This window comes from Bisbaumannia pacifica (genome assembly GCF_007989625.1).
GTDB lineage: Bacteria > Pseudomonadota > Gammaproteobacteria > Pseudomonadales > Halomonadaceae > Bisbaumannia > Bisbaumannia pacifica.
The window spans coordinates 20,735-39,855 of the sequence record NZ_BJUK01000008.1; the positions used below are offsets into that span (position 1 = coordinate 20,735).

General features: G+C 67.3%; 20 protein-coding genes. 7 read left to right on the forward strand and 13 right to left on the reverse strand.

Annotated features, from left to right (window positions below):
• Window positions 1-14: 14 nt before the first annotated feature.
• The 3 genes from trkA to HPA02_RS04865 all read left to right on the forward strand — a co-directional run bounded on the left by trkA (window position 15) and on the right by HPA02_RS04865 (window position 4,224).
• Window positions 15-1,388, forward strand: a complete 1,374-nt coding sequence (gene trkA / locus HPA02_RS04855) for a Trk system potassium transporter TrkA (RefSeq protein WP_146801959.1) — start codon at window positions 15-17, stop codon at window positions 1,386-1,388.
• A 34-nt stretch (window positions 1,389-1,422) separates the two neighbouring features.
• Window positions 1,423-2,871: a TrkH family potassium uptake protein gene (locus tag HPA02_RS04860; protein ID WP_146801960.1), complete on the forward strand. Its 1,449-nt coding sequence runs from the start codon at window positions 1,423-1,425 to the stop codon at window positions 2,869-2,871.
• Window positions 2,872-2,976: 105 nt separating this feature from the next.
• Window positions 2,977-4,224: a TraB/GumN family protein gene (locus HPA02_RS04865; protein ID WP_146801961.1), complete on the forward strand. Its 1,248-nt coding sequence runs from the start codon at window positions 2,977-2,979 to the stop codon at window positions 4,222-4,224.
• Between the two features lie 61 nt (window positions 4,225-4,285).
• Here the strand turns inward: HPA02_RS04865 and HPA02_RS04870 are convergent, their stop codons facing one another.
• Together HPA02_RS04870 and HPA02_RS04875 are read right to left on the reverse strand one after the other, a co-directional pair.
• Entirely contained in the window at window positions 4,286-5,044 is a 759-nt protein-coding gene (locus HPA02_RS04870; RefSeq protein ID WP_146801962.1) for a tRNA-uridine aminocarboxypropyltransferase, read from the reverse strand.
• A gap of 72 nt (window positions 5,045-5,116) precedes the next feature.
• Window positions 5,117-6,136 (reverse strand): alpha/beta hydrolase family protein, encoded by a 1,020-nt coding sequence (locus HPA02_RS04875; protein WP_146801963.1) that lies wholly within the window; start codon window positions 6,134-6,136, stop codon window positions 5,117-5,119.
• Between the two features lie 151 nt (window positions 6,137-6,287).
• On the opposite strand from HPA02_RS04875, the gene HPA02_RS04880 reads away from it, so the two are divergent.
• A complete protein-coding gene (locus HPA02_RS04880; RefSeq protein WP_146801964.1) occupies window positions 6,288-7,298 on the forward strand; it encodes a helix-turn-helix domain-containing protein in 1,011 nt (336 codons plus the stop codon).
• A 160-nt stretch (window positions 7,299-7,458) separates the two neighbouring features.
• On the opposite strand, the gene HPA02_RS04885 is transcribed toward HPA02_RS04880, so the two are convergent.
• Together HPA02_RS04885 and aceK are read right to left on the reverse strand one after the other, a co-directional pair.
• On the reverse strand, window positions 7,459-8,187 hold the full coding sequence (locus HPA02_RS04885) for an SIR2 family NAD-dependent protein deacylase (protein WP_146801965.1): 729 nt from the start codon (window positions 8,185-8,187) through the stop codon (window positions 7,459-7,461).
• Window positions 8,188-8,196: 9 nt separating this feature from the next.
• Window positions 8,197-9,960, reverse strand: coding sequence for a bifunctional isocitrate dehydrogenase kinase/phosphatase (gene aceK / locus HPA02_RS04890; protein ID WP_146801966.1), 1,764 nt, complete (start codon window positions 9,958-9,960; stop codon window positions 8,197-8,199).
• 161 nt (window positions 9,961-10,121) lie between these two features.
• Here aceK and HPA02_RS04895 point away from each other — a divergent pair, with 161 nt between their 5' ends.
• The 3 genes from HPA02_RS04895 to HPA02_RS04905 are packed head-to-tail and all read left to right on the forward strand — an operon-like array spanning window position 10,122 to window position 12,005.
• On the forward strand, window positions 10,122-10,946 hold the full coding sequence (locus tag HPA02_RS04895) for a pseudouridine synthase (protein ID WP_244945861.1): 825 nt from the start codon (window positions 10,122-10,124) through the stop codon (window positions 10,944-10,946).
• Window positions 10,939-11,775, forward strand: a complete 837-nt coding sequence (tcdA, locus tag HPA02_RS04900) for a tRNA cyclic N6-threonylcarbamoyladenosine(37) synthase TcdA (protein WP_232340936.1) — start codon at window positions 10,939-10,941, stop codon at window positions 11,773-11,775. Before HPA02_RS04895 ends, tcdA begins: the two co-directional genes overlap by 8 nt.
• Window positions 11,772-12,005 (forward strand): DUF1653 domain-containing protein, encoded by a 234-nt coding sequence (locus HPA02_RS04905; protein ID WP_146801968.1) that lies wholly within the window; start codon window positions 11,772-11,774, stop codon window positions 12,003-12,005. The genes tcdA and HPA02_RS04905 overlap by 4 nt, the downstream gene beginning before the upstream one ends.
• A 9-nt stretch (window positions 12,006-12,014) precedes the next feature.
• Here the strand turns inward: HPA02_RS04905 and HPA02_RS04910 are convergent, their stop codons facing one another.
• The 9 genes from HPA02_RS04910 to lptF all read right to left on the reverse strand — a co-directional run bounded on the left by HPA02_RS04910 (window position 12,015) and on the right by lptF (window position 19,016).
• Complete coding sequence (locus HPA02_RS04910) at window positions 12,015-12,584, reverse strand: ABC-type transport auxiliary lipoprotein family protein (RefSeq protein ID WP_186809928.1); 570 nt, start codon at window positions 12,582-12,584, stop codon at window positions 12,015-12,017.
• 27 nt (window positions 12,585-12,611) lie between these two features.
• Window positions 12,612-13,529 (reverse strand): MlaD family protein, encoded by a 918-nt coding sequence (locus HPA02_RS04915; RefSeq protein WP_146801970.1) that lies wholly within the window; start codon window positions 13,527-13,529, stop codon window positions 12,612-12,614.
• A gap of 9 nt (window positions 13,530-13,538) precedes the next feature.
• The gene (locus HPA02_RS04920; RefSeq protein WP_146801971.1) at window positions 13,539-14,315 is read right to left on the reverse strand and encodes an ABC transporter ATP-binding protein; all 777 of its coding nucleotides are present in this window, start codon (window positions 14,313-14,315) and stop codon (window positions 13,539-13,541) included.
• A gap of 2 nt (window positions 14,316-14,317) precedes the next feature.
• The gene (locus HPA02_RS04925; protein ID WP_146801972.1) at window positions 14,318-15,418 is read right to left on the reverse strand and encodes an MlaE family ABC transporter permease; all 1,101 of its coding nucleotides are present in this window, start codon (window positions 15,416-15,418) and stop codon (window positions 14,318-14,320) included.
• Window positions 15,419-15,448: 30 nt separating this feature from the next.
• Window positions 15,449-15,925, reverse strand: coding sequence for a bacterioferritin (gene bfr, locus HPA02_RS04930; RefSeq protein WP_146801973.1), 477 nt, complete (start codon window positions 15,923-15,925; stop codon window positions 15,449-15,451).
• A gap of 181 nt (window positions 15,926-16,106) precedes the next feature.
• Entirely contained in the window at window positions 16,107-16,313 is a 207-nt protein-coding gene (locus HPA02_RS04935) for a (2Fe-2S)-binding protein (RefSeq protein WP_146801974.1), read from the reverse strand.
• A gap of 83 nt (window positions 16,314-16,396) precedes the next feature.
• Window positions 16,397-16,837, reverse strand: coding sequence for an RDD family protein (locus HPA02_RS04940; protein WP_146801975.1), 441 nt, complete (start codon window positions 16,835-16,837; stop codon window positions 16,397-16,399).
• A gap of 35 nt (window positions 16,838-16,872) precedes the next feature.
• A complete protein-coding gene (gene lptG, locus HPA02_RS04945) occupies window positions 16,873-17,937 on the reverse strand; it encodes an LPS export ABC transporter permease LptG (protein WP_146801976.1) in 1,065 nt (354 codons plus the stop codon).
• Window positions 17,937-19,016 (reverse strand): LPS export ABC transporter permease LptF, encoded by a 1,080-nt coding sequence (gene lptF, locus HPA02_RS04950; protein ID WP_186809929.1) that lies wholly within the window; start codon window positions 19,014-19,016, stop codon window positions 17,937-17,939. Before lptF ends, lptG begins: the two co-directional genes overlap by 1 nt.
• Window positions 19,017-19,121: the final 105 nt, after the last annotated feature.

Here is a 19,121-nt window from a genome sequence, read left to right on the forward strand (position 1 = left end):
ACGGAATCCCTGTCATGAAGATCATCATTCTCGGCGCCGGTCAGGTCGGCGGCACCCTGGCCGAACACCTGGCCCACGAGGAGAACGACATCACGGTGGTGGACACCGACGGCGACAAGCTGCGCGAGCTGCATAATCGCCTGGATATCCGCACCGTCAGTGGCCCCGCCTCCTATCCCATGGTGCTGCGCCAGGCCGGCTGCGAGGACGCCGACATGCTGATCGCGGTGACCAGTCAGGACGAGGTCAACATGATCGCCTGCCAGGTCGCCCATACCCTCTTCCGCACCCCGACCAAGATCGCCCGGGTGCGGGCCACCGCCTACCTGACCCGTCGCGGCCTGTTCGCCCACGAGGCGATTCCCATCGATGTGTTGATCAGCCCAGAGCAGGTGGTCACCGACCATATCCGCCGCCTGATCGAGTACCCCGGCGCCCTGCAGGTGCTGGAGTTCGCCGGCGGCCAGGTGCAGCTAGTGGCGGTGGAGGCCTTCTATGGCGGGCCCCTGGTGGGCCAGGACCTGGGCTTCCTGCGCCGCCATATGCCCAGCGTGGATACCCGGGTGGCGGCCATCTATCGCCGCAACCGGCCGATCATCCCGCGGGGCGACACCGTGATCGAGGCCGACGACGAGGTGTTCTTTATCGCCGCCCGTCGCGATATTCGCGCGGTGATGAGCGAGCTGCGCCGGGTCGAACGGGACTTCCGGCGGGTGATGATCGCCGGCGGCGGCAATATCGGCGAGCGCCTCGCCGAGATGCTCGAGCACAGCCATCAGGTGAAGATCATCGAGCACAGCCTGGAGCGCTGCACCACCCTCTCCGAGCGCCTCGACCGCACCGTGGTGCTCCACGGCAGCGCCACCAGCAAGCGCCTGCTGCTGGAGGAGAACATCGAGGAGTGCGATATCTTCTGCGCCCTGACCAACGACGACGAGGTCAATATCATGTCGTCGATGCTGGCCAAGCGTTTGGGGGCCCGGCGGGTGCTGACGCTGATCAATAACGCCGCCTACGTGGACCTGGTTCAGGGTGGCGAGATCGATATCGCCATCTCCCCCCAGCAGGCCACCATCGGCAGCCTGCTGACCCATGTACGCCGCGGCGATATCGTCAATGTCCACTCCCTGCGTCGCGGCGCCGCCGAGGCCATCGAGGCCATCGCCCACGGCGATGCCCGCTCCTCCCGGGTGGTGGGCCGTGCCATCGGCGAGATCGACCTGCCCGGCGGCACCACCATCGGCGCCGTGGTGCGCGGCAAGGAGGTGCTGATCGCCCACGACGACGTGGTGGTGGAGTCCGGCGATCATGTCATCCTGTTCGTCGTCGACAAGCGCCGCATCCGCGACGTGGAGCGCCTCTTCCAGGTCGGCCTGACCTTCTTCTGATGAACCGGGTGGTTTCCCTAAGGACTGCGGCACCATGAGCCTACGCATGATCCTGCGCATCCTCGGGCTACTGCTGATGCAGTTCAGCCTGACCATGGTGCCGCCAGTACTGATCTCCCTGCTCTATCGGGACGGCATCTGGAGCGCCTTCACCATCGCCCTGGGCATTACCGTGGCCACCGGGGCCCTGATCTTCTGGCCCAACCGGCATGCCCGCAAGGAGCTGCGCACCCGCGACGGCTTCCTGATCGCCGCGCTGTTCTGGAGCGTGCTGGGCAGCTTCGGGGCCCTGCCGCTGATGCTCGATGGCGTGCATGCGCTGTCGGTGACCGACGCCTTCTTCGAGTCCTTCTCCGGCCTGACCACCACCGGCGCCACCGTGATCACCGGCATCGAGGGCCTGCCCGAGTCGGTGCGCTACTATCGCCAGCAGCTGCAGTGGCTGGGCGGCATGGGGATCGTGGTACTGGCGGTGGCCATCCTGCCGACCCTAGGCGTCGGCGGCATGGCCCTCTACCGCACCGAGATCCCGGGCCCCCTGAAGGATTCCAAGCTTACCCCGCGGATCACCGAGACCGCCAAGGCGCTGTGGTATATCTACGCCTCCCTGACCCTGACCTGCATCCTCGCCTACTGGGCGGCGGGCATGCACTGGTTCGATGCCTTGGGTCACGGCTTCTCCACCGTCGCCCTGGGCGGTTTCTCCACCTATGACGCCAGCATCGGTCACTTCGACAGCGCCACCATCGAGCTGATCTGCGTGGCCTTCATGGTCGTCTCGGCGATGAGCTTCAGCCTGCACTTCGTCGCCTGGCGGGAGAAGCGCCTGGGCCATTACCTGCGCGACCCGGAGGCGAACTTCCTGCTGCTCTTCCTGGGTGGCCTGGCGCTGATCACCGTCGGTGCCCTCTGGGTCACCGGCACCTATGACGACAGCCTGGGGCTGCGCCACGGCCTCTTCCAGGTGGTCTCGGTGGCCAGCACCGCCGGCTTCGGCGTCGCCGACTTCTCGGCCTGGCCCGGGGCCCTGCCCTTCCTGCTGTTTATGGCCGCCTTCGTGGGCGGCTGTTCCGGTTCCACCGGCGGTGGCATGAAGGTGATTCGCATCATCCTGATCCTCAAGCAGGGCATGCGCGAGATCATGCGCCTGATCCACCCCAATGCGGTGATCGCCGTCAAGGTGGGCAAGCATAGCGTGCCCGATGGCATCGCCCAGGCCGTGTGGGGCTTCTTCTCGGTCTATGTGATGCTCTTCTTCCTGATGCTGGTGGGGGTGATGGCCACCGGCGTGGACCAGGTCACCGCCTGGTCCACGGTGGCCTCCAGCCTCAATAACCTGGGCCCGGCCCTGGGCGAGGCCAGCGCGAACTACGGCGGCCTGCCCGACCTGGCCAAGTGGATCCTGGTGGTGGCCATGCTGCTCGGGCGCCTGGAGATCTTTACCGTGCTGGTGCTCTTTACCCCCGCCTTCTGGCGGCGCTGACTCTCTCCAGGTGGAGAATCACCGCTGGGGGAGGAGCCAAGGGTTTGCGCCGATGGCCCGGCTTTATGGATAATCGCCCCATCCACTCCCAGATGCCGAGCCCCCATGACCGACTCCCAGGACATCACCGCCGCCGAGCCCTCCCGAACGGAGGCCACGACGGCGGGACCGCGCCAGGTGCTGCAGGTGGGCGAGACCCGCTACACCCTGCTGGGTACCGCCCATGTCTCCGCCCAGAGCGCGGCGGAGGTGCGTGAACTGATCCGCTCCGGCGACTTCGATGCGGTGGCCATCGAGCTCTGCCCCTCGCGCCACCATAGCCTGGTGGAGCCGGACGCCCTGGCCGACCAGGATCTCTTCCAGGTCTTTCGCCAGGGCAAGGCGGGCATGGTGGCCGCCAGCCTGGCGCTGGGCGCCTTCCAGCAGCGCCTCGCCGAGCAGTCCGGCATCGAGCCCGGCGCCGAGATGCGCGCCGCCCTGGAGGAGAGCGAGGCGGCGGGCCTGCCCCTGCTGCTGGTCGACCGGGACGTGGGCATCACCCTCAAGCGCATCTACACCAATGTGCCCTGGTGGCAGCGCATGGGGCTGATCACCGGCCTGCTGAGCAGCGTCGTCTCGCGTCAGGAGGTCTCCCCGGCGGAGATCGAGCGGCTCAAGGAGGGCGACGTCCTGGAGTCCACCTTCAGCGAATTCGCCGAGCAGTCCGAGGCCCTCTATACCCCGCTGATCCGCGAGCGGGATCGCTATATGGCGCTGCGCCTGGCGGAGGAGAATCCCGGCCGCTACCGAAATGTGCTGGTGGTGATCGGCGCCGGCCACCTCAAGGGCCTCGGCGAGCACCTGGCGGCGCCCCTGCCCCAGGCCCCCGGCGTGGAGCGTGAGGCCCTGGAACACACCCCGCCCCGCTCGCGGATCTGGAAACTGCTGCCGTGGCTTATCACCGCCCTGGTGCTGACCGGCTTCGCCATCGGCTTCTCCCGGGACACCGGCCTGGGGCTGCAACTGGTGGGCGAGTGGTTCCTGATCAACGGCGTGCTCTCGGCGCTGGGTAGCGCCATCGCCCTGGGCCACCCGGTGACCATCGCCGCCACCTTCGTCGCCGCGCCCCTGACCTCCCTCAATCCCACCATCGGCGCCGGCTTCGTCGCCGCCGGGGTGGAGCTGGCCATGCGCAAGCCCAAGGTACGCGACTTCTCCGCGCTGCGCCACGACGTGGCCAGCGTGAAGGGCTGGTGGCGCAACCAGGTCTCGCGCACCCTGCTGGTATTCATGCTGGCCACCATCGGCTCCGCCGCGGGTACCTGGGTGGCGGGACTACGCATCGCCGGGGCGCTATTCGGCAGTGGTTCCTGAGCGCCCAACGCGCCCTGCCCTAACCCCCTATCGCCCCGGCTCCGCCCGGGGCGATGGCATGTCAGGTGCCGGCGGCGCGGCGTGCCAGCAGCCGCGTCATGGCCGGCGTCGGCGTCTCGAGTTTCTCGAAGCGGCGGCTGGCGGCATAGCTGTCGTTGAAGACCTGGAAATAGTCGTCGAGGATCTCGGCGGCAGCGCCGTCACCGCCCTGGCGCAGCAGCTCGGCGGCCACCTCGGCGGTGCACAGATGGGCCTCGGAGGCGGGCTTGCGCAGCCGATAACGGGTCAGCCGCTCGGTGCGCAGCGGCAGTACCGGTAGCGCCTCGAGATAGGGACTCTTGCGGAAGATACGCCGCGCCTGGCGCCAGGTGCCGTCGAGGATCACATAGACCGGAATCCGTCCCTCGGCCCGGACCGCCGCCACCGCCTCCCTGCCCACCACCCGATGGGCATAGTCGGGCTGGTCATCGGGGAAGATCACGAAGGGGGCATAACGCTCGTCCGCCAACAGCGCCAGCAGGCGCTCGTCCGGGGCGGTGCGATACCAGGTGAAGACCTCGGTATTGCCCAGCACGTCACGGATCAGGCGCCCGGTGTTGGTGGGCTTATGATGCTCCAGGGGGTGGGTCACGAGCCACACCCGGGCCGTGCTCTCGGCCTCGACCCGGTAGGGGCAGAGGCAGTTGAGCGTCGGCAGGTTGCAACCCGCGCAACGCTCCACGAAGCTGCCCCGGGCCTTGAACTCGCGGCGTGGCGGGCGCGGATGGCCGGTGGCGGGATCGCGATCGGTAATGGAGTCGGGGGGAATATCGTCCAGCATAACGCTCGGATTCCGAGAGAGGGGGCCGCACAGTCTACCATCGGCGACCCACGCTTCGATCGTTACGGGGCGTCAGAGCCCCAGAAATCTCACGATGGTGTCGATGATCCGAGCATGCACCACCCCGCGCTCGGTGCCCTCGGGGTCACTGCAGATCGGGTCTTCGCCCTCTTCGACAAGGCGCTCCACCGCCCCGTCGCGGCATTCGGCCAAGAAAGTGAAATGATTGGCCGGGGCGATACTCAGGTAGGTGGCGTTAGGTAGTCGAGCGGCCAGATCGCTGCCTTCCGGCCCCATATCCACGGCCCGCCAACGCGTGTCGGGATCGCCAAGATTGAGCAGCAGTACCGCCCCTTCCACATCGGCGATGCTCTCCTCGGTGAAGGCATAACCAAACCCTGGATCGACGGCAATCGTACGGCTGATCCGCGTATCGAGCGCCTCCTGCTCGATGCCATCGGGCAAGGTGTCGGGGACGATCCCCCCCTTGGCAAAGAACCGGCAATCGACTTCGCGTCCCTGTGACGACGCGCAGTAGTCACCAAATGCGGCCCAGTCTACCCGTAGCCCGGCCAGGTTCAGGGCGGTCGCCCCTCCCAGCGAGAAGCCCAGGGCCGCGATGCGCGAGGTATCCACATGGGCGGCAAGCTGCGGATCGGCCAATAGCTGGTCGAGCGCCGCCGTCAGATCATTGGCACGCTCCTGGAGGCGTATCGAGCGGCGTGGAGAGCTGTCGCCCGTGGTACTGCCGGGATGGTTGACGGCCAGCACCATCGCCCCGTTGAGGGCCAGCGCCGACGACAGCCAGGCCAGCGCGTCCATGTTGCCGCCCGAGCCATGCGATAGCAGCACCAGCGGATGCCTGCCTTCGGCAATCGCGGCGCCGACATAGGCGGGCCGGCCATGGAAGATCGGCCCGCTGCCGATCATGCTACGGTAAGTGGGAGTGCCAACCGGATACCAGATCGAGCCCTCGACGAGGCTGGCACGATGCGACGTATTGATATCCAGGCGGTCGTATCCGGCCAGCGATTCCGCCAGGACAGGCAAGGAAAACATGCCCAGGGCGGCGGCGACACATAGCGCTTTCATCGGTTTCTCCATTCAAGACCTAGGGGCCTCTCATTCTCCGGCGCCCGGCGAGCCTCCGCGTCCTGAATCCCGTTTTAGGTCGAGTGCGACCGATTCCAGGTCTATGATTCCAGCGTCTTAATGGAACCGTTTCTGTCTGCGAGTCTCCCCCATGCCGTCACTGCCCATTCCGATGATCGTCGCCATCCTCCTCGCCTACCTGGCCATTCTTACCCTGGCTCGTCGCGACCGCCCCTGGCCTTTCGTCTTGCTGATACTGGCCTGTGCCGTACAGGGCACCGTCATCTCACTCAATCAGCATTATGGTGTGACGCTATTCCATACCGTCCAGCCGGTGACGGCGACACTGATCCCCCCTCTCGCCTGGATCATCTTTCAGGTCACCGCCATACGCGCCTTTGCCCCATCCCGCCACCTACCGCATCTGCTCTTGCCGGCCTTCGTCGCCTTCTGCATGGCATTCGCGCCCCAGGTCCTCGATATCGTCATTCCCAGCGGTTTCGTCGCCTATGGGGTGGCATTGCTGATCGCCCTGAAACAAGGGCCAGGCAATCTCCCGCTCCCCCGACTGGAAAGCGGCGAGCGTCCCGGCTTGATTTGGCGGGTCATCGCACTGGCGCTGATCGCCTCCGCGTTCAGCGATATCCTGATCCTGCTCGACCAGGTATTGGGACAGGGCCGGCTGCAAGCGTGGATCATCGGCGTCTTTTCTTCGCTGATCTTGCTGGTGCTCGGCGCGCTCTGCCTGTCACGAAGCCTGGAAAGCGAACCCAACGAGGCGTGCCCGGCGGCAGAACCCCCACCAGTAATGGATCTCGAACAAAACCGCGCACTGATAGAGCGACTCGACCACCTCGTCACCTCGCAGACGCTGTTCCTCGACCCTGGCCTCACCCTGAACCGGCTGTCACGCAAGCTGGGAGTCCCGGCCAAGCTGCTCTCCAGCACCATCAACCAGACGACCGGCGAAAACGTCTCGCGTTATATCAATGCGTATCGAATCGAGCATGCCTGCCTGCAGTTGGAGGCCGGAGAAAGCGTCACCTCGGCCATGCTGAACAGCGGCTTCAACACCAAATCGAACTTCAACCGCGAGTTTCGGCGAGTGAAGGGACACGCCCCCCGGGAGTGGCTGGCAACGCGAGCGGCGGTCCCGGACTAGGCGATGCCTGAAAACTGGCTGCGCTCGACCGTATGGGGTGAACCAGTCTCGACACCCACGCCGAGCAAGATCCCGGCGATAGGGCCTCGAGGGAGATGGCACCGCGGTGGCGATGATCACCACGATGGCGACCATGGCCACTGAGATAGCGCCTTCTCGCTTACTCCAGCAGCGTCTCCGGCATCCATAGCCGCCCTTCCCGCGTCCAGTGCCGGACCAGGGCCGGCACGCCCTGACCGGCGGGCTGGTTCAAGCGCACCACCCCCGGGGGCGCCAACTGGTGGGCCTGGGGATCGACCAGGATCGCCTCGGCATCCAGCGGGGCCTGGTGCAGCAGGGAGGCCGCCGGCATCACCGCAAGCGACGTGCCCACCACCAGCAGCAGGTCCGCCTCGGCGACGACCTCCTGGGCCTCGACGTAGCGGGGCACCGGCTCGCCGAACCACACCACGTCGGGGCGCAGCTGACTGCCCAGGTCACAGAGATCGCCGAGGCGAATGCCGCCGCGACGCAGCGGATAGCGCATGCCGGGGTCGGCGGTGGAGCGCGCCTGGAGGATCTCCCCATGCAGGTGCAGCACCCGGCGGGAGCCGGCCCGCTCGTGGAGGTCGTCGATGTTCTGGGTGATGATGCTGACCCGGAAGCCCCGCTTCTCCAGGGCCGCCAGGGCCTTGTGGGCGGCATTGGGACGCGCCCGGCGCACCTGGTCGCGGCGCGCATCGTAGAAGCGCAGCACCCGCTCGGGGTCCCGTGCCCAGCCCTCGGGGGTGGCCACCGCCTCCACCGGGTGGTTCTCCCAGAGGCCGTCGCTGGCACGAAAGGTGGCGATACCGCTCTCGGCGCTGATACCGGCGCCGCTCAATACCACCAGATGGGGGGACTCGCTCATGATGAATCGTCAGTGGGTCGGGGCAGCCGTCTCGACGAAGCGCTGCTTGTCACGATAGGGGGTCACGTCGATCACCTTGCCGTCGCGGATCGCTCGTTGCAGCCCCTGCCAGTAATCGGGGTCGAAGAGCTCCGGATGCAGCTCGGTGAACAGCGCGCGCAGCTCGGGGTTGGCGACCATAAAGGGGCCGAACTCTTCCGGGAAGATATCATCGGGTCCCACCGAGAACCAGGGCTCCGCGGGCTCCCCCTGCCCCGCGGCATGGCTGCGGGGAAGGCGCCGGAAGTGGCACTCGGTGAGGTAGCAGATCTCGTCGTAGTCGTAGAAGACCACCCGGCCGTGGCGGGTGACCCCGAAGTTCTTCAGCAGCATATCGCCGGGGAAGATATTGGCCGCCGCCAACTGCTTGATGGCATTGCCGTAGTCCTTGAGCACGGCGCGCGTCTCCGCCGCATCGCACTGCTCCAGGTAGAGGTTCAGGGGCGTCATCATCCGCTCGACATAGCAGTGCTTGATGACCACCTTGTCGTCGCGCAGCGAGACGGTGGAGGGTGCCACCTCCAGCAGGTGGTCGAGGCACTCCGGGTCGAAATGATCGCGGCGGGCGATAAAGTTGGAGAACTCCTGGGTATCCGCCATGCGCCCCACCCGATCGTGACACTTGACCAACTGGTACTTGTCGCGAACGACCTGGTGAGTCACCTCCTTGGCCGGGTCGAAGCGATCCTTGATGATCTTGAAGACGGTGCGATAGGAGGGCAACACGAAGACCGCCATCACCATGCCGCGCACCCCGGGGGCGATAACGAAGCGATCCTCGCGCTTGGCCACCTGGCGGTTGAGGCCACGAAAGAACTCGGTCTTGCCGTGCTTATAGAAGCCGATGGCGGAGTAGAGCTCCCCCTCCGGCTTGTCCGGCATCAGCTCCTGGAGGAAGTCGACGCACTCGCCGGGCACCTGGGTATCGACCTGGAAGTAGGCCCGGGTGAAGGAGAAGATGATCGAGACCTCCTCCGGCTCGATCAGCACCGTATCCAGGTGCAGGCCCTCGCTGGCCCCCGCCTCTTCGCCATAGCCATCGCCATGACGGATCGGCAGCGCCAGGGGCAACTGCTCGGCGCCGCCGCGCAGCCGCCCCACCAGGTAGGCGCCCTTGTTGCGATAGAAGACGCTCTCCAGCAGCTCCATCTCGGTATCGTCGGCGTCGCGCAGCATCGCGGGGAGATGCCCGACCAGGAAGTCGGCGCCCAGGCGAGCGTCCCGCTCGAGGTCGTCGAAGGGGGTCTCCAGGCGCGCCTCCCCCAGGGCCCAATGGAGGGCGCCGACCCAGTCGCCGGCGACCCGCCGGGTGCGGGTCAGGCAGATGCCCGAATGGCGGGGCGCGCTATCCCGGGAGCTGTAGACGAACATCCAGTCGTCGCGGATATGGCGGTGGTGAAAGACCGAGCAGAACAGGGAGTTGAAGAAGGTCTCGGCGAGCTCGTAGTCGAGGCGCTGGTCGATCAGCTCGGCGTAGTGGGCCTTGGCCTCCCGCCAGCACTCGCAGTGGGTCAGCACCTCGGCCTGAAAGGTGCGCTGGAGTCGCCCCAGGGTCGCCGCCACCTTGTCGTCGTAGAGGTTGATGCGCGCCGCCGAGGCCTGCTGCGCCTCCCGCCAGGCGGCGTCCCGGAAACGCCGGCTAGCGTCCCGGGTGATGGCCCGGAAGCGGGTACGGTACTCATCGAAGCCATGCAGGATGGTGGCGGCGAGGCGATAGGCGGCAGAGAGTTTCATGGCGGACTCCAGAGGCGGCACCCCTAGCCTGGCGGAATCCTCTGATCACGGCGAGACGACCAAGGTGGTGGCTCCTGTAATAGGGCGACAGCCATCGTGACAGGACGGCGCCCAGCGGCGACAATAGGCCCCGTTTTGCCGATGCTCAGGTCTTGCAAGTAGTGCCCATAAGCCATTCCCCCGACGACACCCCCATCGCCATCCTCTACCGGGACGCGCACCTGGTGGCGGTGCACAAGCCGAGCGGGCTGCTGGTCCATCGCAGTCCCTTGGCCCGGGGCGAGACCCGCTTCCTGGTGCAGCAGTTGCGCGACCAGCTGGGGCAGCGGATCTACCCGGTGCATCGCCTGGATCGCCCCACCTCCGGGGTGATGCTCTTCGCCCTGGATTCGCGCACCGCCGCCGAGCTCAACGCCGCCTTCACCGAGCAGCGTATCCACAAGCGCTACCTGGCGGTGGTGCGCGGCATCGGCCCCGAGGCGGCGCGCCTCGACTACGCCTTGCGGGAAGAGGATGGGCCCCGCCCCAAGGCCGAGATGCCGGCCCAGGCGGCGCTGACCGAGGTGCGTCGCCTGGATAGCGTGGAGCTGCCGGTGGCGGTGGATCGCTATCCCCAGAGCCGCTACTCGCTGATGGAGGCGCGCCCCCATAGCGGGCGCCGCCATCAGATCCGCCGGCATCTCTCTCGGCGCGGCTACCCGATCATCGGCGACGCCAAGCACGGCAAGGGGGTGCACAACCGCTTCTTCGCCGAACGGCTGGGCTGCCCCCGGCTGCTGCTGGCGGCGGTATCGCTGGGCGTCGAGCATCCCCGGGAGAGCCGCTGGCTCGACGTCACCGCACCCCTGGATGCCGGCATGACGGCGCTCTTCGAGCGCTTCGGTTGGGCCGGCCATCTGCCCCGCGGCGGGGTCGCCTGGCATGAGTCGCCGCCCGTGTCCTGGCCTCAGCCCCAGACAGACTCCGAGAATCCCGTTGATGCATAACGACGATTACGACCTGCGTTTCGGCGGCATCCGCCGCCTCTATGGCCGCCGCGCCAGCGACGCCTTCCGCCACGCCCATGTGGTGGTGGTGGGCGTGGGTGGCGTGGGCAGCTGGACGGTGGAGGCCCTGGCCCGGGCCGGCATCGGCAAGCTGACCCTGATCGACCTGGACGACGTCTGCGTCTCCAACGTCAATCGCCAGCTCCACGCCCTGGACGGCACCATCGGTCGCCCCAAGGTGGAGGTACTGGCGGAACGCTGCCGGGCCATCGCCCCGCAGATGACGGTGGTGGCGGATACCGCCTTCGTGACGCCGGCGAACCTGGCCGAGCGCCTGCCCGCGGACGCCGATCATGTGGTGGACGCCATCGACAGCGTGATCGCCAAGGCGGCACTGATCGGCTGGTGCCGGCGCCGCAAGCTGCCGATCACCGTGACCGGTGCCGCCGGCGGTCAGACCGATCCCACCCGCATCCGGGTGGCGGACCTGGCGCGCACCCAGCACGACCCCCTGCTCGCCAAGGTGCGCTCGCGGCTGCGCCGGGACTACGGCTTCTCGCGCAATCCCAAGCGACGCTTCGACGTGGAGTGCGTCTACTCCGAGGAGCAGTTGGTCTATCCCGGTAGCGACGGCGAGGTGTGCCTGCAGAAGCCCGGCGCCGGCAATGCCACCCGCCTCGACTGCGCCGAGGGCTTCGGCGCCGCTACCTTCGTCACCGGCAGCTTCGGCTTCGCCGCCGCCGCCCGGGTAATGGCTCGCCTCGCCCGCCGCGCCCAGCGCGAGGCGCAGCAGCAAACCACTCAGGAACCCCAGGAGCAGACCCCATGAGCACGACCGTCCCGGCACCCGGTATCTATCGCCACTACAAGGGCCCCCTGTATGAAGTGATGGGCCTGGCCCGGCATAGCGAGACCGAGGAGCCACTGGTGGTCTATCGCGCGCTCTATGGGGAGTACGGCCTCTGGGTCCGCCCCCTGGCGATGTTTACCGAGACGGTGGTGAAAGACGGCGAGGAGCAGCCGCGCTTCGCGCTGGAGAAGGCCTTTCGCCACGGCTAAAAGCGCGGACTACTCCGGCAGGCCATCGAGCCAGGCCAACAACTCCGCGAGCCAAGTCTCCAACAGCCGCTGCTGGGCGGCCAGCCCCGGCAGGGGCCCCGCGGGGGTAAAGACGGTGCGGTCCGACCAGCGCCACTGGGCCACCACTCGCTCGTCCCGATAGAGGCTACTGCGCAGGGCGATCCGCGCCATGGGCGCCTCGCCCCGATAGTCATGCAGCCACTCCACCACCTCGATCTCCAGGCGCGGGTCGCCTCCCTGCTGAATGGCTCCCACCAGGCCGCTGCGGGTCAACTGCTCGACCACCAGGTCACCCAGTTGCTGGCCCAGCGGCGCCCCCCAGCGCACCCGGGCATAGGGGCGACGCAGGAAGTCTTCCTCGCTGTAGAGCAGGTCGTGGGGATCCACCGCGGCGCCGATACGTGGCGACTCCACGCTCAGGCGCGCCAGCTTCTCGGCGTAGGTGGCGGGCGCCGCCACCGGCTCCAGGCGCAGCGGGGTGGGTGCCTCCCGGCTCACCGCCCCGGCACACCCCGCCAGCAGCAGGCCGCATAACAGCACAGGGAGTAGGCGTGACATACGCATAAGCGCTCCTTGCTTGGGGAGTTATCGCTCGCCGGGCCCCGGCGGATGGCGCTCGGGACCAAACAGCAACTGGCGTGGATTGGCCTCCAGCTCCCGGGTCAGCGTCGCCAACTCCTCCACCAGGCGATCGAAGCGGCGCAGGGTCTGGCGCGCCTGCTCGCCGGTCAGGCTGAAGCTCTCGCTGGCTCCACGGGTCAGTTGCTCCAGGGTCGAGCCCAGCTCCGCCAGCACGCCGCGGGCCTCGTCGCCCAGGCCATCCAGATCGGCCAGGGCCCCACCGGAGAAGCGCTCCAGCCGGGTGCTGATCACCGCCAGGTTATCCAGGGTGGTCTGGAAGCTGGCCATGGCCTCGTCGTCCAACAGGGCCTCGAGGCGCTCGGCGCTGCCCGCCACGCTCTCCAGCAGCCGCGCGACCGAGTCACGGTTCTCCTCACCCAGCAGGGCCTCGATACTGGCACCGATGCCGTCCAACCGCTCGGCCATCAAGTCGACCCGATCTAGGGCCTCACCCAGGACCTGATCGAGCTGAAAGAGTCGCGACGGTTGATAGGCGATCGCGGGCGGCGGCCCCCCTTGCGGCAGGGCCGGCCCCTCGCCGCCGGAAAGCTCGACGCTGCTGCGCCCGGTCAGCAGCTGGCTGCGCAGCGTCGCCACGGTGCCTTCGCGCAACGGGTAGTCGGGAGCGACGCGCAGCAGCAACTCGATGCGCTCCAGGTCGGGGCTCAGGCGAATCGCCTCTACGAAACCCACCTCGACGCCCCGGTAGGTGACGGTGGCCCGCTCGCTGAGGCCGGCCACCGACTCGCTGACCTCGACCCGGTAGCGCAGGTAGTCGGACTGGTCCCGATCCCCGGCCAGCCACACCACCATGCCGACCAGCAGCAGTGAGAGCCCCAGCACGAAGCCCCCCACCAGGGCGGGATTGATGCGTGTCTGCATAACGACTCCTCAGCCCCCTCCCGGTGCACGAAAACGCGCGGCGCGGGCATTGCCGAAATAGCGGGCGATCTCCGGTTCGCGACTCTCGCTCAGCTCGGTCGCCGGAGCCACCGCCAGCACCCGTCCCTGGCCCAGGTAGGCGACCCGATCGGTGACGGTGAACAGCGAGTCCAGGTCATGGGTGACCAGCACCAGGGTCAGGCCCAAGGCATGACGCAGGGTATTGAGCAGGGCGTCCAGTTCGGCGGCACTGACCGGGTCGAGGCCGGCGCTGGGCTCGTCCAGCAACAATAGTTCCGGGTCCAGGGCCAGGGCCCGGGCGACACCCGCCCGCTTGAGCATACCGCCGGAGAGTTCCCGGGGATAGCGCTCCGCCGCCGCCGCGGGCAGCCCCACCAGGGCGATCTTGAGGCGCGCGAACTCCTCGACCAGGGTCGCCGGCAGGTCGCTGTGCTCACTCAGCGGCAGCATGACGTTCTCCAGCACCGTCAGCGAAGAGAACAGCGCCCCCTGCTGGAACATCACCCCGATGCGCCGGCGCACCGGGATCAGGGTCGCCTCGTCCATGGCGCTGTCGAGCCGCTCGCCGAACAGCGCCAGCTCGCCGGCGCTGGGCGCCTTGAGCAGGGAGATCACCGACAGCAGCACCGACTTGCCGCTGCCGCTGCCCCCCACCAGCCCCAGGGCCTCGCCACGGCGCACCTCCAGGTCGACGCCGCGGTGTACCCGGGTGGCACCGAAGCGGGTCTCGATAGCGCGCAAGCGGATCGGTGTGGGCACGTCCATGCCTACCACCCCAGTTCGTTGAAGAGGATCGAGAAGAGCGCATCCAGCACGATCACCCAGAAGATCGACTGCACCACGCTGGCGGTGGTGTTGCGGCCGATGCTTTCCGCATCGCCCCGGGCGCGCATGCCCTCGCTGCAGCCCACCAGGGCGATCACCATGCCGAAGACCACCGACTTGCCGATGCCCACCCAGAAGTGCTGGGCCGCCACCACCTCCGGCACCCGCCGGTAAAAGGTCTCGAAGCCCACCCCCAGCAGGCCGTCGGCCACCAGGATGGCCCCCACCAGGCCGGCGGCATTGGCCAGGGCGGTGAGCAGCGGCATGGCGATCACCAGCCCCAGCCACTTGGGCAGCAGCAATCGCTCCACCGGGGAGAGTCCCAGGGTCATCAGGGCATCGATCTCGCGGTTGCCGCGCATGGTGGCGAGCTCCGCGGTAAAGGCGGCCCCAGAGCGGCCGGCGACAATGATGGCGGTGATCAGGGGGCCGAACTCGCGGAACAGGGTCAGGGTGACCAGCTCGACGATAAAGATATTGGCGCCGAACAGGCGCAGTTGAATGCCGCCCTGGTAGGCCAGCACGCCGCCCAGCAGGAACGCCAGCAGGGCGATGATGGGCACCGCCATGGCACCGCTGGCGGTGAGCACATTGAGGGTCTCGCGCCAGCGCAGGCGGCGAGGATCACGGAGCAGAGCCAATAGCGCCAGCAGCAGCTGGCCGAGGATGGTGAGCAGGGAGCGAAGGCTTGCCAGGGGCGCCAGACCCCGCTCGCCGATCCGGTGCAGGACGCCCCGCCGAGGCGAGGCCGACCTCGGGGCCTCGGCCGCGGCCCCTTGCACCAGGGTCACAAGCGGCTGCCAGCGGGGATCGAGCCCTTCGGGAGGGCCGCCATCGCCGAGCAGGCCGATCAGCCGCGCTCCATTGCTGTCCAGGCGTGTCAGGTCATGGGCCACCAGCCGCCAGGGCGCCTGGGGTGCCAGGGCAAGCGCCTCGTCGGCCACCGCCGAGAGGCGCAGGGTGGTCCAGTCGCCCTCCAGATGGAGGCTCTGGCCCACGACCCTGAGGGCCGCCGCGGGGGACGGGGATAATGGCGCCGACATAGCCCTCCTGGCATGACGCCGGCCCACGACTCAGTCGGCGGCGTGCATCTGCTTCTGCAGGTAATTTTCGAGGCCCACCTTATCGATCAGGCCCAGCTCGGTCTCCAGGTGATCGATATGCTCTTCTTCCTCGTCGAGGATATGCCGGAAGAGGTCGCGGCTCACATAGTCCTTGACCTTCTCGCAGTGGGTAATGGCCTCGATCAGGTCCTTGCGCGCCTTGTGCTCCAGCTTGAGGTCGCACTCGAGCATCTCGCGGGTATTCTCGCCGATCAACAGCTTGCCATAGTCCTGCAGGTTGGGCAGTCCTTCGAGGAAGAGGATACGCTCGATCAGGGTATCGGCGTGCTTCATCTCCTCGATGGACTCCTCGTACTCCCACTTGGCCAGGGCCTTCAGGCCCCAGTCCTGGTACATCTTGGCATGCAGGTAATACTGGTTGATGGCCACCAGCTCATTGCCGAGCACGGTATTGAGGTAGCCGATGACCTTGGCGTCGCCTTTCATGGGAATCTCCTCGCTGGTTCTGGATGCCAGGCACGACTCGGCGCACCTTCGGCAGGGGACTCCGAAAGTATGCGACAGAACTTATTAATTTTCCATGAATAACAGCAGGTTACGAGAAGTTATCAGGTGCGGGGAATTACCGCCGGAGAGCGAAAACAGGAATGCGTTAGGTTCACGAGGCTCACACCGCGTAGGCGAGGTCTTGGGCGGCCAGGCTCATCTCCTCGGAAATGGCCTCACGCATGATGCCCTTGCCGGTGCCGGCACACTTGCCGCACTGAGTGGCGCAACCGGTGCGCTCGCGCACTTCACGCCAGCTACGCGCGCCCTCTTCCACGGCGTCGCGGATGGCCCGGTCGTTTACTCCCTTGCACAGACAGACATACATGCGGGTGTCCTCGCGATTCATTACGAGAACAAATGTAAATGATTCGCAGAGACTATGGCAACCCCCTTGCGAATCATTAGCAATTACTTCTTTGGTAGTACGACCACCCGACTGCCCGAGGCGATATCCGACCAGCTACGCTTCTCGCCATCGAAGAGGACCCACCAGTAGCCGAGCCCCAGGGCGACCCAGGAGGCCAGGCCGACGAAGAAACGCAGCAGCGCCTGAGTCAGGCTGATGCGTGCTCCCTCGGGCGTCTGGATGCGCAGCCGCCAGGCCTGCATGCCCAGGGTCATGCCGCCGCGCATCCAGGAGAAGGCGAAAAACGCGAAGGTGGCCACCAGGAGCACGCTATGGAAGAGCGGAGTCTCGTTGGCCTCGCCACCGTTGAGGGCCACGGCGACGAACCCCAGCACCATCCACAGGGCGATCACCACCAGGGTATCGTAGAGCATGGCGCCCAGACGGCGTCCCAACCCGGCGGGCCAGGTGCGATCCAGGTCGGAAAAACGGCCTCGTTGCATCGATTTGCGTCCTCATCTTGCGAATGGGTGCCGGCTTAGCCCGAGCGGCGCAGCAGATAGAGCCCCAGGGCGGCACATAGCAGGGTCGGGCCCAGTACCGCCCAAGCCGGCGAGAAGCCGAACAGGGTCGAGGCCGGCGCCAGCAGGTCCTGCAGGTACTTGAAGCCGAGGCCGGTGATCACCCCGTAGAAGACCCGGGTCCCGGCGGCCACGCTGCGCAGCGGCCCGAACACGAAGGAGGCCGCCACCAGCACCAGGGAGGCCAGGGTCAGCGGCATCAGCAGCTTCTGCCAGAAATAGAGCAGCGGCTGGGTGGCCTGGAGCCCCTGGGCCCGCTGGAAGCGGGCATAGGCCCAGAGTTCGCTGGGCGCCTGACTCTCCACGTCCCGCAGCAGGCGCTCGAGCTGCTGCGGGGTGAACCGGGTCTCCCAGGCCAGGGTGTCGTGCTGGGCCACTCGGGTGCGTTCGTCCTCGAAGCGGGTCACCGCCACCTCTTCCAGGCGCCAGGCCTCGCCCTCCCACACCGCCCGGGCCGCCTGGGTCGCACTGCGCAGGCGGTCCCCCTCGAACTCGTAGCGGGTCAGCTCGATCACGGTATCATCGGCACGGATGGCGCCGAAGCGGTAGAAGGTATCCCCCTCCCGCTGCCAGCCGCCGCTCTGGGAGAGCACGGCGCCCTCCCCCTGCATCTTCTCCAGCCGCCAGGCGGTGGCGAATTGTTCGCTACGCGGGCTGACGAACTCGGCGATGCCCAGCAGCACCACGACGATCAGCAGCACGGGTTTCATCACCCCCCAGAGGATCCGCGTCAGGGAGCGGCCCGCCGCTCGCATCACGGTCAACTCGTTGCTGGAAGCCATGCCCCCCAGGCCGATCAGGGCACCGATCAGCACCGCCACCGGGGCATACTGGTAGAGCCGCCAGGGCAGGCGCATCAGCAGATAGAGCAACACCTGGAAGGCGCCATAGTCGCCCCGGACGTCATCCAGGTCATTGATATAGGTGATCACCAGATCCAGGCCCAGCAGCACCACCTGGACCACGATGATGGCGGCCAGCACATTGCGGGCGATATAGCGGTCGAGACGATCGGCCAGCATCAGCGCATCCCCCGTCGCTGGGCCTGCCACAACAGGCCGAGGCCGATCAGCAGATAGCCCAGATGAATCGGCCACATGCCGATGACCGCCGGCCAGGCCCCCCGAGCGATGCCGTCCTGGGCCGCCAGCAGCAGGCTCAGGTAGCTGATATGCAGAAAGATCGCCGGCAACAGCTTGGCGAAGCGCCCCTGACGAGGATTGACCCGCGACAGCGGCATGGCCATCAACACCAGCACGAAGACCATCAGTGGCAGCGACAGCCGCCACTGCAGCTGGGCCCGGGCCTCGGGATCGGCGTCGTCGAACAGCGCCGCGGTGGTGGCATAGTCGGGACTGCCCAGCTCGCGGCGCTCGACGCCGACGGCGAGGCGCACCGCATAGGTACCGAAGCGTAGCGCCTCCGCCTCAGGGCGGCCCGGGTCGACGCTGTAGCGCTGGCCGTTCGCCAGCACCAGGAAGCGGCTGCCGGTCTCGGGATCCACGGTCTGATAACCGCTCTCGGCACGGGTAACCACGCTCTCCGGGCTGCCATCGCCGCGCCGTTGGCGTTCGCTGATAAAGACGCCGCGCATCTCCTGACCATCCTCGCTGAAGGCCTCGGCATAGGCGGTACGCCCGCCGCCGAACTCCTGGAAGCGCCCCGGTGCCAGGGCGGTAAAGTCGAGGCGGCTGCGCTGCTCCTCCAGGCTGATGGCGGTCTGCAGGGCCCCCGCCGGGGTCAGCCACAGGCTGCACAGGCCCACCAGCACCGCCACCAGGGTCGCCGGCACCAGGCTTACCTGCAGCAGCCGCGCGGGGCTGATGCCGCAGGCCACCAGCACGGTGATCTCGCTGTTGAGGTAGAGCTGCCCATAGGCCAGCAGCACCCCCAGGAAGAAGGCCAGGGGCAGGATCAGCTCCAGGAAGCCGGGAAGGTGAAAGAGCATCAGGTTGCCGAGGATGGCCACCGGAATCTCGCCCTCGGCCGCATTCGAGAAGTAGCGAATGAAACGACTGCCCATGATCACCAGCAGCAGGACCCCGGCCACGGCGGCCATGGTCTGCAGGATCTCGCGGGTCAGGTAACGAAATAGGATCAAGAGGGTCTCCGCATCGATTGCCGTGGCGTCCTTGTCACCCCATGCATTGCGGCCTCGCATTGCGTACACTGGGGGTTCGGCCGCGGCGGCCTGCCGTGCCGGCAT

Bases quoted from the DNA above. Each gene is read 5' to 3' on its own strand.
- trkA (WP_146801959.1), top strand. From the start codon at position 15: ATGAAGATCATCATTCTCGGCGCCGGTCAGGTCGGCGGCACCCTGGCC.
- HPA02_RS04860 (WP_146801960.1), top strand. From the start codon at position 1,423: ATGAGCCTACGCATGATCCTGCGCATCCTCGGGCTACTGCTGATGCAG.
- HPA02_RS04865 (WP_146801961.1), top strand. From the start codon at position 2,977: ATGACCGACTCCCAGGACATCACCGCCGCCGAGCCCTCCCGAACGGAG.
- HPA02_RS04870 (WP_146801962.1), bottom strand. From the start codon at position 5,044: ATGCTGGACGATATTCCCCCCGACTCCATTACCGATCGCGATCCCGCC.
- HPA02_RS04875 (WP_146801963.1), bottom strand. From the start codon at position 6,136: ATGAAAGCGCTATGTGTCGCCGCCGCCCTGGGCATGTTTTCCTTGCCT.
- HPA02_RS04880 (WP_146801964.1), top strand. From the start codon at position 6,288: ATGCCGTCACTGCCCATTCCGATGATCGTCGCCATCCTCCTCGCCTAC.
- HPA02_RS04885 (WP_146801965.1), bottom strand. From the start codon at position 8,187: ATGAGCGAGTCCCCCCATCTGGTGGTATTGAGCGGCGCCGGTATCAGC.
- aceK (WP_146801966.1), bottom strand. From the start codon at position 9,960: ATGAAACTCTCTGCCGCCTATCGCCTCGCCGCCACCATCCTGCATGGC.
- tcdA (WP_232340936.1), top strand. From the start codon at position 10,939: ATGCATAACGACGATTACGACCTGCGTTTCGGCGGCATCCGCCGCCTC.
- HPA02_RS04905 (WP_146801968.1), top strand. From the start codon at position 11,772: ATGAGCACGACCGTCCCGGCACCCGGTATCTATCGCCACTACAAGGGC.
- HPA02_RS04910 (WP_186809928.1), bottom strand. From the start codon at position 12,584: ATGTCACGCCTACTCCCTGTGCTGTTATGCGGCCTGCTGCTGGCGGGG.
- HPA02_RS04915 (WP_146801970.1), bottom strand. From the start codon at position 13,529: ATGCAGACACGCATCAATCCCGCCCTGGTGGGGGGCTTCGTGCTGGGG.
- HPA02_RS04920 (WP_146801971.1), bottom strand. From the start codon at position 14,315: ATGGACGTGCCCACACCGATCCGCTTGCGCGCTATCGAGACCCGCTTC.
- HPA02_RS04925 (WP_146801972.1), bottom strand. From the start codon at position 15,418: ATGTCGGCGCCATTATCCCCGTCCCCCGCGGCGGCCCTCAGGGTCGTG.
- bfr (WP_146801973.1), bottom strand. From the start codon at position 15,925: ATGAAAGGCGACGCCAAGGTCATCGGCTACCTCAATACCGTGCTCGGC.
- HPA02_RS04935 (WP_146801974.1), bottom strand. From the start codon at position 16,313: ATGTATGTCTGTCTGTGCAAGGGAGTAAACGACCGGGCCATCCGCGAC.
- HPA02_RS04940 (WP_146801975.1), bottom strand. From the start codon at position 16,837: ATGCAACGAGGCCGTTTTTCCGACCTGGATCGCACCTGGCCCGCCGGG.
- lptG (WP_146801976.1), bottom strand. From the start codon at position 17,937: ATGCTGGCCGATCGTCTCGACCGCTATATCGCCCGCAATGTGCTGGCC.